The sequence below is a fragment of the Elusimicrobium simillimum genome, from assembly GCF_049639735.1.
GTDB lineage: Bacteria > Elusimicrobiota > Elusimicrobia > Elusimicrobiales > Elusimicrobiaceae > Elusimicrobium > Elusimicrobium simillimum.
In genome coordinates, this window is record NZ_JBEVVA010000003.1 from 1,596,487 (window position 1) to 1,610,273 (window position 13,787).

General features: G+C 46.8%; 6 protein-coding genes and 2 pseudogenes. 2 read left to right on the forward strand and 6 right to left on the reverse strand.

Annotated features, from left to right (window positions below; all coding sequences use genetic code 11):
• Nucleotide 1: 1 nt before the first annotated feature.
• The 5 genes and pseudogenes from AAIR98_RS08195 to AAIR98_RS08215 all read right to left on the reverse strand — a co-directional run bounded on the left by AAIR98_RS08195 (nucleotide 2) and on the right by AAIR98_RS08215 (nucleotide 10,752).
• Nucleotides 2-601 (reverse strand): 4'-phosphopantetheinyl transferase family protein, encoded by a 600-nt coding sequence (locus AAIR98_RS08195; protein WP_423971706.1) that lies wholly within the window; start codon nucleotides 599-601, stop codon nucleotides 2-4.
• Nucleotides 601-4,110 carry an SDR family NAD(P)-dependent oxidoreductase gene (locus AAIR98_RS08200; RefSeq protein ID WP_481128624.1) on the reverse strand — a complete coding sequence of 1,170 codons (3,510 nt, stop codon included), beginning with the start codon at nucleotides 4,108-4,110 and terminating at the stop codon, nucleotides 601-603. Before AAIR98_RS08200 ends, AAIR98_RS08195 begins: the two co-directional genes overlap by 1 nt.
• 63 nt (nucleotides 4,111-4,173) lie before the next feature.
• A pseudogene (locus AAIR98_RS09895) lies at nucleotides 4,174-4,305 on the reverse strand (phosphopantetheine-binding protein); the annotation flags it as partial.
• 876 nt (nucleotides 4,306-5,181) lie between these two features.
• Nucleotides 5,182-9,570, reverse strand: a pseudogene (locus AAIR98_RS08210) (beta-ketoacyl synthase N-terminal-like domain-containing protein); the annotation flags it as partial.
• A gap of 210 nt (nucleotides 9,571-9,780) precedes the next feature.
• Nucleotides 9,781-10,752, reverse strand: a complete 972-nt coding sequence (locus tag AAIR98_RS08215; RefSeq protein WP_423971707.1) for a tetratricopeptide repeat protein — start codon at nucleotides 10,750-10,752, stop codon at nucleotides 9,781-9,783.
• Nucleotides 10,753-10,850: 98 nt separating this feature from the next.
• On the opposite strand from AAIR98_RS08215, the gene AAIR98_RS08220 reads away from it, so the two are divergent.
• Together AAIR98_RS08220 and AAIR98_RS08225 are read left to right on the forward strand one after the other, a co-directional pair.
• Nucleotides 10,851-11,321, forward strand: coding sequence for a PTS sugar transporter subunit IIA (locus AAIR98_RS08220; RefSeq protein WP_423971708.1), 471 nt, complete (start codon nucleotides 10,851-10,853; stop codon nucleotides 11,319-11,321).
• Nucleotides 11,321-13,354 carry an APC family permease gene (locus tag AAIR98_RS08225; RefSeq protein ID WP_423971709.1) on the forward strand — a complete coding sequence of 678 codons (2,034 nt, stop codon included), beginning with the start codon at nucleotides 11,321-11,323 and terminating at the stop codon, nucleotides 13,352-13,354. Before AAIR98_RS08220 ends, AAIR98_RS08225 begins: the two co-directional genes overlap by 1 nt.
• Before the next feature lie 217 nt (nucleotides 13,355-13,571).
• Here AAIR98_RS08225 and AAIR98_RS08230 read toward each other — a convergent pair whose 3' ends face one another.
• Nucleotides 13,572-13,781, reverse strand: coding sequence for a hypothetical protein (locus tag AAIR98_RS08230; protein ID WP_423971710.1), 210 nt, complete (start codon nucleotides 13,779-13,781; stop codon nucleotides 13,572-13,574).
• Nucleotides 13,782-13,787 lie beyond the last annotated feature (6 nt).

Sequence of the window (13,787 nt, forward strand, 5' to 3'; positions counted from 1 at the left end):
TTTATATATATACTACCGCTGTTACAAAATCTTCAAAATCTGTTTTAACATCTACTTTTATATTACTATCTTTGCCCGCTAGTTTGCCATGCAATTTTATTTCATCTCCTACAAACTCAACATCATGCATGCCAACGCTTAAGCCTAAACCGTACAGTTTAAGCACGGCCTCCTTTTTAGCCCAGAGGGTTGTAAGGTAGGCGGCGTTATAACCGGTAAGCTCGGCCTTGGTAAAAACCATCTCCGCCCAAGCATTAGACCTGTCTTCAATCTTTTCAATATCTATGCCAACTTTGTTGGTGCTGCTGGCGGCCACGGCGGCTACGCCGTTGCTGTGTGATATTGATATGTATAGCCCCGGGTCCGCGCCGTTAACTGACAGCAGCGGGTGCCCGTCGTCATGCTTTAGTATTTCTATGTCTTTATATTCCGTATCTATAAAATGCCCTTTGATAAGCAACTTTAAAGCGTAACGGCCTAAAGCAAAATCATTCTTTCTTTTTTCTATCTTTAAAGTTTGGTAGTACCGCATTTCCCCCTCGGTCAGAAACTCCTCTGCCAAGGGCATCTGCGAAAGCGGCACTATCAAAAATTTATACATTATTGGCCTATACCGTAGTAGTCCGATAACTCAATCCAGAGGTTCATGTCCTCGTCAAATACGTAGGCGTCGTAAATGCTTTTGCCTTCTATGCTAAGGCCTTTGTATACGCCGTAAAGGTACAATGATTCCGGCGACTCCCCTTTGCCGTGCACAATGCACTGGCCTATACTGTCCGGTAAATTCATGCGGTTGTCTACGCTTAAATCTCTGTAACCGCAGGCCTGGAATGCGGCCTCTATAAGTAAAGGATAGGCTATTAATTTTTTAGGACCGTCCGTAAAAAGTTTTTCGGCCGGGCGTTTGTAGCGGGCCAGCACGGTGTTATCGGTAATGCTGAGCACGCCCTCTAATACCTGAAAACTGGGGCCGTGGAAATACCTTTTATAAATATCTTCGTTAGTAGCTATAAATTTGTTGCTGAGTTTTATGCTGTCTTTTACGGCCGCCCAGTTGGACTGCGGGTTAGCCAGCGTGCGGGCTGTAAAGTGGCGTCTTGTATCGCCCATTTTTACGCCTTTGCTGTTAATAAAATCTGACTCAATTTCCATCTCGCACTGCCCATTAACTACCGTGCCTTTAACGGTAACAGCCTGCGGCCTGTTGCGAAGCAATTTTATGGGCAGGTAAAAGTGCACATCCTGCAAACCTTTGGGCTTTTGGCCTGTCACAAGTGTGGCGGCTTCCATAAAAGTTTCTATACCCATTACGCCCGGCACATACGGCGTGCCTTCTATCGCGTGGTCGGCCAGATAGTAATCGGTCTCTAAGGTAAAGTTTTTTTCGGCCTCAATGCTTTGGCCTGTAACATTGGATTTAATGTCACCTAAAAAATGATTTTCTTTTAAATCCTGCGGCTCAGGGTCAGCCTCTGTTTGGGCGGATGAGGAAGACGACCCTCCGCCGTTACCGGCGGAGGTATCATCGCCATCTATAATTTCTTCCCAATCTGTTTTAACCTGACGGTCCCAGTCAAGCTTGCCAAGCACGTCTGTCAAAGCTATTTCTGAAACGCGGCCGTAAACAATTTCGTCTAAGAACAGCTGCATACCGTCCTGCGGGTCCACAAACTCAACGCCGTTGCTCTTGAGGAATGTTTCCACGCCGGGTCTGATACCCATGCCAATATTAGAGAACGCGCTCATAGCAATGCTGATTGCTCTTGTACCCTGGTTTTGCAAGGTAAGGGCGAGTTTGGCAAGGTACTCGTTGGCGCAGCCGTAGTCGCTCTGGCCAAGGTTGCCGTATTTGCCCGCGATTGACGAAGCGAAAGCGTAAAAACCGCTGTCTTTAACCAAACCTAAGGCTAACAGCGCGCCGCCGCTGGTGGCTTTAACGTCAAAGATTCTAAAAAATTCTTCTACCGTTTTATCTGTTACCAGTTTGCTGCGTTCAAGGCCGGCAAAGTGGATTAAACCATCCACACGGCCGCTTTTTGCTTTGATTTTGGTTACAACGTCTTTCATCATAGTGCCGTTCATAACGTCACAGTGGTAGTACTCTACCTCGCTGCCCAAGCTTCTTAACTTTTCAAGATTTTTGTAAAGTGAAATGGAATCTTTTACTTTACCAAACTCTCTGTCAAGCATTACAGGCGTGGCTTTTACGTTAGGGTTAGATTTTAAATCAGCCCATATTTGGTTTTTAAGAGCGGCAAGTTCCGTCTCGTTCATAGATGCCCAGACAGGCGTTTTTTCTGTTATCTCAATAATATCAAGCACGATAAGCTTGCTCTTATACTGCGCCGCTATTTTCTGGCTGAGAAGTGAACCTATACCGCGGCCGCAACCCGTAAAGGCTATGGTTTTGCCGGCGAGGTCAAAGTTCTTTTGCTTCATATTAAGGCGTGTGGGTAATGAGAGCACGGTTGAGCGTCTGCCGTCTTTATAGGAAATCATAAAGCGCATGTCGCCGCGCAAAAGTTCATACATTGTTTTCTCGGCCATTTCTTCGGGCGCCGCTTCAGCCTCAAAGTCTAACAACTTGCTTATGCAGCCGTTGGCTACTTCAAACATATCTTTTCTAAAGCACTGTACCGCGCCGTAAAGGCCGCCCACAATGGGGTTAACAAGCTCTTTAGTGGCGTAGGTAAACGCGGCGTCAACTTTGGTATTGACGGCAAAGAATGTATCAGCGGCCGTTCTGTCAGCCAAGTCGCCGGCAAACACTTTAAGCGCTATAAACAGCGGCATAACATGTTTTACCAGGTCGGCGTGCGGATTATTCTTTTTGTCAAACTTTTTAACCGTGGCGCCAAGCAGGTAAACTATACCCTGCGTACCGGGGTTTTCCGCCTGGTACTGCCTAAGCACGGCCTCGGTTTCTTCAACGCTTTCCCAGTTTACTATTGTTGTGTTTTTGCTTCTGGCTTTGAGCGTGGTAAACACGTGTGTTGGTATGCCGCGCTTTTTAAACCACTCCTGGTAAGCTTTAATAAGCTGTGAGTTATCGGCAAATATAAGTACCGGGCGGTCTAAAGATAATTTTCTGTCGGCTTCTTCGGTTAAGGGTGCGTCTACCAATGTAGGTACGTACCTTAATTTTCTTTCATGACACTTTTCACCCTCGTAAGGTTTGTCTGCAGCCGGGGCCGGCGCTACGGGCGCCGTTTGCACGGGGGCAGGTGCGGCCGCTTGAACGGGTGCCGCCGCCTCTTGCTGCGCCTGCGGCGCAGCTGCCGTAGCAATCTGCTGAGAACCATTCATTACAAAACCTATTACGTGGCGGATGGACGGGTAGTCTTTTAACTGTATGCCTGCGCCCTCCACTTGCGCTATGCCGTATTTTTCACGGATAGCGGCAAAAAGTTCCGCCTGTTTTACCGTGTCTATACCAAGGTCCGCTTCCATGTCTAGGTCTAACTCTAACATATCCTGCGGGTAACCTGTTTTCTCGGCTATTAAATCTACTATTTCTTTGGCTACCGCTGATTCATCTAAGTTTGATGATGTTGCGGGGGCCGCTGTCTGCACAGGGGCCGGAGCTATTGCTTCGGCCAGGCCGGGCGCGGCAGGTTCGCTTGATGTTCCGGTAACTTCCGGTGTAGGAAGGTCGGGTAAATCAAGTTTTACTTCAGGCTGCGGGGCCGGGGTGGGGCAAGCGGCTAAAGAGCCCGCGCTGCCGCCGTCCATTACAAAACCTATTACGTGGCGGATAGATGGGTAGTCTTTTAACTGTATGCCTGTGCCTTCTTGCTGGGCTATGCCGTATTTTTCACGGATTGCGGCAAAAAGTTCCGCCTGTTTTACCGTGTCTATACCAAGGTCCGCTTCCATGTCTAGGTCAAGCTCTAACATGTCCTGCGGGTAACCCGTTTTCTCGGCTATTAAATCTACTATTTCTTTAGCTACAGCGTCTTCATTTAAGCTTGATGAAGATGTTGCCGGGGCCGACGCTTGCACGGGTGCGGGTGCGGCAACGGGTGCAACCGCTACAGGTGCGGGCGCGGCTGTGTGAACCGTGGAAGAAGCGGGGATAGAAGCAGAACCGCCGTCTACAGCGCCTTCCATTACATAACCTATTACATGGTTAATTGTAGGATAATCTTTAAGCTGTATGCCTGCGCCTTCTACCTGCGCTATATTATATTTTTCACGGATAGCGGCAAATAATTCCGCCTGTTTTACCGTGTCAATACCAAGGTCCGCTTCCATGTCTAAATCTAATTCTAACATGTCCTGCGGGTAGCCGGTTTTCTCGGCTATTAAATCAACAATCTCTTTTGTTACCGCTGTCTTATCAAGGTTAGCTTTGTGCGCTACGGCGTGGGCTAAACCCGGGGCGGCGGGCTCGCTTGAGGTCTCGGTCACTTCCGGCTTGGGAAGGTCGGGCAGGTCAAGTTTAGGCTCGGGCTGGGCTGTTGGCGTTGGGCAAGCGGCTAAAGACCCGGCGTTGCCGCCGTCCATTACATAACCTATTACATGATTAATTGTAGGGTAATCTTTAAGCTGTATGCCTGTGCCCTCTGCCTGGGCTATACCGTATTTTTCACGGATAGCGGCAAAAAGTTCGGCCTGTTTTACCGTGTCAATGCCAAGGTCCGCTTCCATGTCAAGGTCCAACTCTAACATGTCTTGCGGGTAGCCTGTTTTGTCTGAAATTAAATCTACAATCTCTTTTGTTACGGCTGATTTATCAAAAGATTTTGAGGGTGCGGCGGCGGCTGGCGCTGCAACCACAGGTGCGGGTGCCACAACTGCGGGTTTTGCCGCAGGCGCGGGCGCGGCGGCGGGCACCGCTTTAACAGCGGGTTTTGCCACTTTGTCCACAAAAGCCTGCGACCCTTCCATAACTAAAGCAGGTTTTTGGCCCGGGGTAAAATTATCTTTTACCCTTAAAGTGTTTTGCACAACTTCAAGCGCGGGGTTAGCCTGGCCTGAAATTTGTTTAAGCCACTCTGTATGTTTGGCGGCGTCAACAATTCTGGGTTCGCCGTCTGTCCATACTTTTTCCATCAGCGTCATACCCACCTGGGAGCCAAAGCCCGCGCCTAAGCGCAGTGAGTATTTAAAATCATATTTGCCGCCTTTGCTTAAGGTAATACCCGCAAGTTCAGGGTCAGCCTCTTTATAGTTGGCAATGGGCGGTATAATACCTGTGTTAAGACAGCGCACCGCTATAACATCCTCAATACCCGCGCCCATGGCGTGGCCTGTAAAACCTTTGGTATTGCTGACAATAACCTTTTCCACGTCTGCGCCAAATGTCTGCTTAAGCGCGTGTACCTCGGCGCTGGCGCTGCCGCCGCGTGCCGGGGTGTAGGTTTCGTGTGAGATAAAAACTAAGTTTTTGGCTATATCAGACCTGTTTATGCCATAATCACGTTCCGCTCTGCCAACCATTTGGTCCATAATATCAGCCACGTGCGCGACATCAATTCTGGTTGGGTGAAAACCGCTGTTTCTGATATCGGTTTCCAACACTTTTACAAGCGGCTTCATACCGCGGGCAAGCACTTCAGACTCAGCCTCTACTACCAGTGAGGCCGCGCCCATACCCACAATCATGCCGTTTCTTCTCTTATCAAAAGGTACGGCGGCTTTGGTAACGTCAGCTTCCGTGCTGGCTGCGCCGCTGGCGAGGAAGCCGGTGATAAGCCATTCCTGCACTTTCTCGTTTGTAATATCATCGGCGCTGATAATGATAACACGTTTTGCGCGGCCAAGCTTAATCCAGTCACTGGCCACACCTACCGCCTGGGCTGTTGAGGCGCAAGCGCCGCTAAGCGCCGTGGCTGGGCCCTTGGCCCTTATCCACTGCGCGAAATGACTGTGCGCTATCGGGATAGATTTAAGCAGGAAGTCCTGCGCGAATACTTCCCTCTTATCGCCGTACTGCGCGTAGTTGGAAGCGAACCATTCTGAAATTTCTCTTTTAAGCGCGGCATCTGATATTTTAGAAATAAGATGTTCGTAAAAGCTGTAAATTTCATCTTTTGATTTAGCGGCAAGGCTGCTGGTTAAGTTACGCACAACCTCTGTTACTATACCGTTAAAGTTGGGGAAGGCTGAGGTAAAAATAACGCCTGTGGTGTCAATCATCTCGGCAGGTAAACCCCATCTGTCCGGTAAATAACCGCCGGTTGATGTAGGCTTATAATATAAGGTTAAAGGAATGCCCGCGTCTTTAAGCGCCAGCATACCGGCGCCTATGGCCAGCTTAAAAGACTGGTCCATAGAAGACACCCATTTGGCGGGGAGGCCAAATTCTTTTTCCAGGTCAAAGCTGCCCGCTCTGGCGCTGAGTTTAATGGCCTGTGAAATAGAGTTTAATTTTTCTACCCTGTGGTTACCATCGGGTGATTTAACCACGTATTCCACATTTTTATCAATCTGTTTTTGCTGCATGTCTGCGGGAATATTTTCTATAAGGTTGCGGCCTTGCAAAATATCGTCAAGCGCACCCTCTCTGAAAACTTTTTCCCAGGTACCGGGTGTACCCGCCGCGATACCGCTGATAACTATTGATTCATTGTTACATGTCATTTTAGGAGCCTCCGCCCTTGGCGCAACAGACGGCGCCGCTTGCTGCGGAACTTGTGCCTGAGTGTCGCCTTTTACCCACGTTGCAAACGCGGGGTTTAGAACATCGCCGCCGTTAACTTCAGTGCCTGACCAGTTAAGGTCAATGCCGCTGGCAGTTAAGTTGGCAAGCAAATCGTTAAATTCACTGATACCGCCCTTTTTAGGGTGGTTAGAGGCAAGAACTTTGATGTCTTTTTTATCGTCCAATGTATTGGCGGCAAACGCGCTAAGCACACGTTTGGGGCCGCATTCAACAAACAGCCTTACGCCGGAATCATAGGTGCGTTTAAGCTGTTCAATCCATTCGACAGAGCTTACCAACTGCTCAACCAAAAGGTCTTTAATTTTAGCCGGGTCATTAGGAAAGAAGTCCGCCGTTACGTTAGACGTAATAGGCAGCTTAGGCGCATTTACCGTTAAGGTGTTAAGGAAAGCGCGGTAAGGGGCCTCGGCCGGTTTAATAATTTGTGAATGGAAAGCGTGTGACACAGGTACTTTAACAGCCTGTATGCCCATGTCTGTAAACATTTTTAAGGCGGCTTCGGCTGATTTTGTTTCGCCGGCTATTACTGTTTGCGTAGGGCAGTTTTTGTTAGCTATGGCAATGTAGCCGCTGATCTTTTTAAGCTCAGGTTCCACACGTTCTACGGGGGCGGAGACGGATATCATCATACCCGGGTCTTCCACTGTAATATTAGCCATAGATTTGGCGCGGTTTGTTACAGATTTTAAACCGTTTTCAAAATCAAAAATACCTGCGGCGACAGCGGCGGCGTACTCGCCAAGGCTGTGGCCCATAACAACCTCGGGCTTAATACCGTAAGAAGAAAGTAGGCGCATCATAGCGACGTCGGCCGTCATAACTGCCGGCTGTGTCATTTGTGTTTGCTTAATGGCGTCTTCACGTTTGGCAAGCTCTTCTTTAGACTCACCCTCTTTTGACCAAATTACTTCTGTAAGAGTGGTGTCTATAAGGTCTTTTAAAATTCTGTCGGCTTCGTCAAAGGTGTCTTTAACTACTTTATATTTGCTGGCAAGGTCTTTCATCATGTCCACGTACTGCGAGCCCTGGCCCGGGAACATAAACGCTACTTTGGGCGTATGTTTAGAAGGTTTAAACGGGTAAATACCTTTCATTTTAAGGTGTAAAGAATCCTGCGTCCACACGTCCATGGTGGCGGATACTTTAATAAAAAATTCTACCTTTTCTTTAAGTTTGGCTATTGATTCAACATTGATAACAACAGCAAACTGCTTGTGCGGGGCAATGTGATTTTTGTAGGCGTTCTTAGCTATAAACAAAGGGTCCGCCGAGGAGGCGACCACGGCGCGCTGAAGTTCGTTAATTAATTCCTGCTTGGAATCCGCCGAGAAGGTTAACATATCCCCCTGCAGTTTTTCCGGGTCAACAAGTAAAGCATACTTACTACTGTCCATTACATTCTCCTTGCCTTGCGCGGCCGCCTGCTGGCTGCATGCGCAAGTTTGTGTTGTGTTATTTGATTCTAAAGCTGTACCGTATTTTTTTTGCGTTAAAGCCGGGTGCATTTCCTCTAAAGCTACGTGGAAGTTGGTACCGCCAAAGCCGAAGGATGAAACGTTGGCCCTTCTTATTTTATCACCACCCCAAGCTTCTGGTTTAGTAATAACCCTAAAAGGGCAGGTAGACCAGTCAACCGTAGGGTTGGGTTTAACAAAGTTAATTGAAGGCGGCAGTACCTTATTATATATAGCAAGCGACGCCTTGATAAGTGACGCCACGCCGGCCGCCGCTTTTGCGTGGCCGATTTGTGATTTGATTGAACCTAAACCTATTGTGCCCGGTTTGGCGTGAGGGGCAAAAGTTTCGTTAAGTGAAGCCACTTCAACAGCGTCACCAACTTTGGTGCTGGTACCGTGCGCTTCTAAAAGGCCGACGTCGCCGGGGGTATATTCAAGCTGTTCAAATGTTTTTTCTACCGCAAGCTTTTGGCCTTTGGGGTTGGGTGCTGTTATGCCCTTGCCTTTGCCGTCGCTGCTGGCGCCAATGGCGCGGACTACGGAGTAAATTTTGTCGCCGTCTTTAACAGCGTCGCTAAGGCGCTTAAGTATAACTATGCCGGCGCCCTCTGCCATTACAAAGCCATCCGCGTCCGCGTCAAACGGGCGGGAGCCTGTGGCTGACAAAGCGCCTATTTTGGAAAATTTGATAAATGCGGACGGGCTCATCATCTGGTCAATACCGCCGCAAACTACCATGTCGTAGTTGCCAAGCCTAAGGCCGTTAACGGCCTGGTCCACCGCCGCCAGTGATGTGGCGCAGGCGGCGTCAACCGTAAAGTTGGTGCCGTTTAAATTGAAAACGTTGGCAACACGGCCGGCGATAACGTTGGAAAGTTCGCCAGGCATAGTGTCCTCGGTAATAGGTAAGAAGGTTTCGTTAACGCCTGCTTGTATTTCATTAATAAGAGCCTCTGCTGAAGCGGGGTCTAATGAGGCGAATGTTTTGGTTTTTTTTATGATTTCATTAAAAAGCGGGGCGTTGGCGCGGGTGTTGGACATTTCGCCCTTCATGCCGCCCATGGCGTTGCCTATGATAACGGCAGTGCGGGTGCGGTCAAATTCTTTTTTGTCATAGCCGGAGTCTGCGAGAGCCATGGCGGTTGTTTCCACCGCTAAACACTGGACCATGTCCATCTGTTTAGCCACTTGGGGCGGTATGCGGTATTTTATAGAATTAAACTGAAACCCGCGGATAAAGCCGCCTATTTTGGAATAAGTTTTGTCCGGGGCGCTGTGGTCAGGGCTGTAGAAAAGTTCAGGGTCCCAGTGAGTGTCTTTAGACACTTCCGTAATACAATTTTTACCATCTAAAATATTCTGCCAATAAATATCTTTATTTAAAGCTTCAGGCATTACTACGCCTATACCTATAATAGCTATAGGTTCTAGATTCTTATTCGCCATTTAATAACTCCGGTTTTTAAAATAACTGATAAGGGTGATCACAAACACCCTGGAATATTGCTTATATATATATTATTAAATTTGGAGACAGTTGAAAACTGATTCAGATTATTAGATATTGACTTAAATGGCGGTTTTTGGTAGGGTTGGGGCGCAAAACCGTGTGTTGTTTTGCGCCCCGCTGCTAATTTATTTTGTTAAAACGAAAGGCTATTTTGCCAATGTCGCCTGGTATTCTTTATCTTTCTTTAAATCGGCCTCGGCGCCTTTGCTGTCGCCAAGGGCTTTTTTAATTTCCGCCCTGGTTTTGTAGTCTATGAGAAAGTAGGCGTCTTCTAAGCCGCAGATATAGAAAGGAAATTTAAGAGCTTCCGGACGCGTCTTTTTATAATCTTCTAAACCTTTAATAGCTTTGTTTGAAGCGGCCAAAGCTTCTTTATATTTCTTTTGGCCTAATAACGCCTTTGCCTCACGTGTGTAAATGGCCAACTCCATGGGGCTGCCGGGTTTTGTTTTGCCTTCTTTTACAGCGGCGTCCAGAACTTTTTTGTTTTCAGCTAAGGCTTTAAGCGCCTCATCATATTTGCCCTGCCTGGTTTTTATTATGGCAAGCATATGTAAAACATAGTGGCTTTCCTTATTGTCTTTAACATATTGCTCACGCCATTTAAGCGCCTCGTCGTACTCGCCCGCGCCGCAGTATAAGTCAGCAATGGCAAGCGTTTGGGGATTAGTGTCAACACCGCCGCCTATTTTTATAATAGCGTTTATGTCTTTTAAGGCGGACTCTTTGTCGCCAATATCATTATATGCCGCCGCGCGGTTAAAATACATATCCACATAACCGGGTATTTCCATAGATATTTTTGACGGGGGTATGGTGTTTAATTTTTTTATTACAGGGGTAAAAATATCTATACGTTGCTGCGCCGTGCTGGGTAAATACATACTACGCGCTTTAAACAGAGCGTCTAAATAAATAGTATCCAGCCTGTTAGGGTAAAGCGCTTTTGCTTTGGCAAAATACTCTGCGGCGGCTTCTTTTCTGGCGGGTTCAACCGCGTACAGTCTGCTGGCTGCTTTTCTTATATACCTTTTGTATTGAACGTTCTTATAGGCCTGCCAGCCGGCAAGCGCCAGTAACAGTACCACACATATAATGACAATTGACCTTTTAGACATAATGCTCTCCTTAATAATATTGACCGTTAAACTTAGATTTTAGCCTTAAACATACGGGACTGTCAACCTTTTTGTTTTATTGTGATATAATAGTCTATATGTCACCAGATATTCAAACAAGTATTAGCAGTTTACTTGACCAAACAAACGTAGTATTAGTAAAAGAACAGAATGTTCAAAAGGGAGAGCTGATAAAACAGCTTGTCTCTATAGCCTGCAAGGGCCTTAACGAAATGGACACGGCAGAGATACTGGACCGTGTGCTCAAACGCGAAGAAGGTATACCCACAACCTTAGACACAGGCTTAAGCATACCGCACTCAAGGGTGGATGAGATTACCACTTTCCGCGCTGCGCTGGCAGTAGTGCCCGCGGGCATTAAAGACCCCGCCGCCGGCAACGCCGTTATAAAAGTGATGTTCCTGTTTCTTTCCCCCTCCAACCCGGAATTTTTTCAGAAACACTTACAAATATTAGCCGAACTGTCTGAGAGATTTAAAGACAGTTTTGTGTCCGCCCTTACAAACGCGGGCAGTATAGAAGAAGTGCTTAAAATTATAAACGAATAATGACCAGCGACCAACCCCCAAGTACCAAAAGCCCTATGGGCGTTAAAAAGGTAATGGTTATAACCACTGCCGTTCTCACATTTATACCCTTTTGGAAAGCGGCTGCCGTAGTGCTGTGCGACTTTGGCTCCAGCGCGTTTTACGCCGGCGGCATAGCTATGCGCGCGTTTGGCCCGGCGTTCCCGTGGTATATTTTATTTGTAATGTTGTTCGCGGGTATTTTGCTGACTGTATACATAGAGTCCTGCTCACTATTTGTGCGCGGCGGTATATATAAGGTGGTAAAAGAGGGCCTGGGCAACCGTATGGCCAAGATAGCGGCGTCCGCCATAGTGTTTGACTTTGTGCTTACGGGGCCTATAAGTTCCGTGGCGGCGGGACATTATTTATCCGGTTTTATAAATTCTACCATGGCGCACTTTGGCGTGAATATCAGCGTGCCGGACAATCTGTTCTCAGTAATGTTTGCCATAATTGTTACGCTCTATTTTTGGCGCCAAAACATAAAAGGCATATCGGAAAGTACTGATAAAAGCGTTAAAATTATAACAGCCTCTTTAATAGTAGCCGCCATACTTGCGGTGTGGGGCATAATAACAATTTTTATAAAAGGCGCCACACTCCCCCCCATAAAACCGCAGCTTACAGACTACGCCCTTGGCTGGGCCAAAAATATAGACTGGGCCCGCTCCATAGGTATAATAGGCGTGATGATGGCAATAGGGCACAGCGTTTTGGCGTTAAGCGGGTTGGAAACTTTGGCACAGGTTTACAGGGAAATTGAATACCCAAAAATACAAAATCTTAAAAAAGCCGCTTTGCTGGTATTTGTGTTCGCTTTGCTTTTTACGGGCGGGCTGACATTCTTATCTTCCGTCATAATCCCGGCGGAACTTATTGCCACTAAATATAATTCTAACCTGCTGGCAGGTTTGGCCATGGAACTTAGCGGCCCGGAAATACTGCGCCTGATACTGCAGGGCGCGCTGGTTATAGCCGGCACCGTCATGCTTGCGGGGGCGGTTAACACCGCGCTTATAGGCTCTAACTCCGTACTTAACAGAATAGCGGAAGACGGTATTTTAACAGACTGGTTTAGAAAAATACATAAAAAATACGGCACCACCTACCACTTAATAAATATAGTGGTAATACTGCAGCTTATTATAATAGTAGCGTCGCGCGGTAACGTATATATACTGGGCGAGGCGTACGCCTTTGGCGTACTGTGGAGCGCCGTGCTGGAAACATTATCCATAATAATGCTGCGCTTTAAAGCTCCCGGCACAAGAAAATTTATGGTGCCGCTCAATATTAAATTTAGAAATTACAATCTGCCCATTGGCGCCATATTAATATTTTTAATGTTATTTTCTATAGCCTCTATAAACTTAATTACAAAGCGTACCGCCACTGTGGCGGGCTTAAGTTTTACGGCGCTGCTGTTTACGGTGTTTTATATATCAGAACGGCTTAACGCTAAAAAAGCCAACATTATGTTTGAAGAAGGGCACAGAGAAGAACTTAACACATCCACAGTAGCTACTTTAAGCGACGCGCTGGAAGACCTGGAGCATGACAACCGTGTGGTAATAGGTGTGAAAGACCCGGATAACTTGTACCACCTTGAAGATTTTTTAAAAGAACTTACCAGCGACGACACAGACATTATAGTGCTGTACGCAAAACCGTCCAAGGGTACTATGTTTGGCAAAAATTCCCTTAAGTCCGCCTGTATAGTAGACGTTAAAGAAATATTTTCTAACGTAATTTTAGTGGCCGAAAAATACGGACATACCATAATACCGATACTGGTGGAATCTAATGACCCGTACTACGCGCTCAGCCAAGTTGCACACGTGGCGGACGCAAGCAGGGTTATAATGGGAGTGTCAGGCTCGCACGGCGCTAACGACCAAATGGAACGCATGGTAATGGCCTGGGGCGCGGTAAAAGACCACCCGCTTACACACCCCGTAACGGTGCAAATAGTATGGGAAGGAAGAGAAGTAAATTATAAATTTAACAGGTAAAAAAGTTGCCGAGTAAGGTCATGTTGAGGAGGCGCGGCAACGCGCCGAAGTGGACATCTACCACTTTTTAAACTTCTATTGTTTTTATAAGGTAGATCCTCACATTTTTGCGTTGACGCAAAAATTCAGGATGACTTAATTTATACATATATATATCTAAAATACCCCCCCACTTTTTGGTGGGGGGGTTATTTAAAACTGGATAGAGAGAAGCATTTTATTTTTTATTTCCACCAGACTTCTCTTTTCTTCTCATATCAAATCCAAGAAAAAGAGAACATCCTGACATAATAAAACCCAACACAAATCCTAAAACAGGACTTGAAGAAGAGTTGACTTCAGGCGCAATCACATAAAGTATAATACGTCCTACTGTGACAAAGGCTATTAAAATAGCTAAAACAATAAATAAAGTACTTCTTTTCATAATTCC

Coding starts and splice junctions, on each gene's coding strand:
- AAIR98_RS08215 (WP_423971707.1), bottom strand. CDS start 10,752: ATGTCTAAAAGGTCAATTGTCATTATATGTGTGGTACTGTTACTGGCG.
- AAIR98_RS08225 (WP_423971709.1), top strand. CDS start 11,321: ATGACCAGCGACCAACCCCCAAGTACCAAAAGCCCTATGGGCGTTAAA.
- AAIR98_RS08200 (WP_481128624.1), bottom strand. CDS start 4,110: ATGGAAGGCGCTGTAGACGGCGGTTCTGCTTCTATCCCCGCTTCTTCC.
- AAIR98_RS08220 (WP_423971708.1), top strand. CDS start 10,851: ATGTCACCAGATATTCAAACAAGTATTAGCAGTTTACTTGACCAAACA.
- AAIR98_RS08195 (WP_423971706.1), bottom strand. CDS start 601: ATGTATAAATTTTTGATAGTGCCGCTTTCGCAGATGCCCTTGGCAGAG.
- AAIR98_RS08230 (WP_423971710.1), bottom strand. CDS start 13,781: ATGAAAAGAAGTACTTTATTTATTGTTTTAGCTATTTTAATAGCCTTT.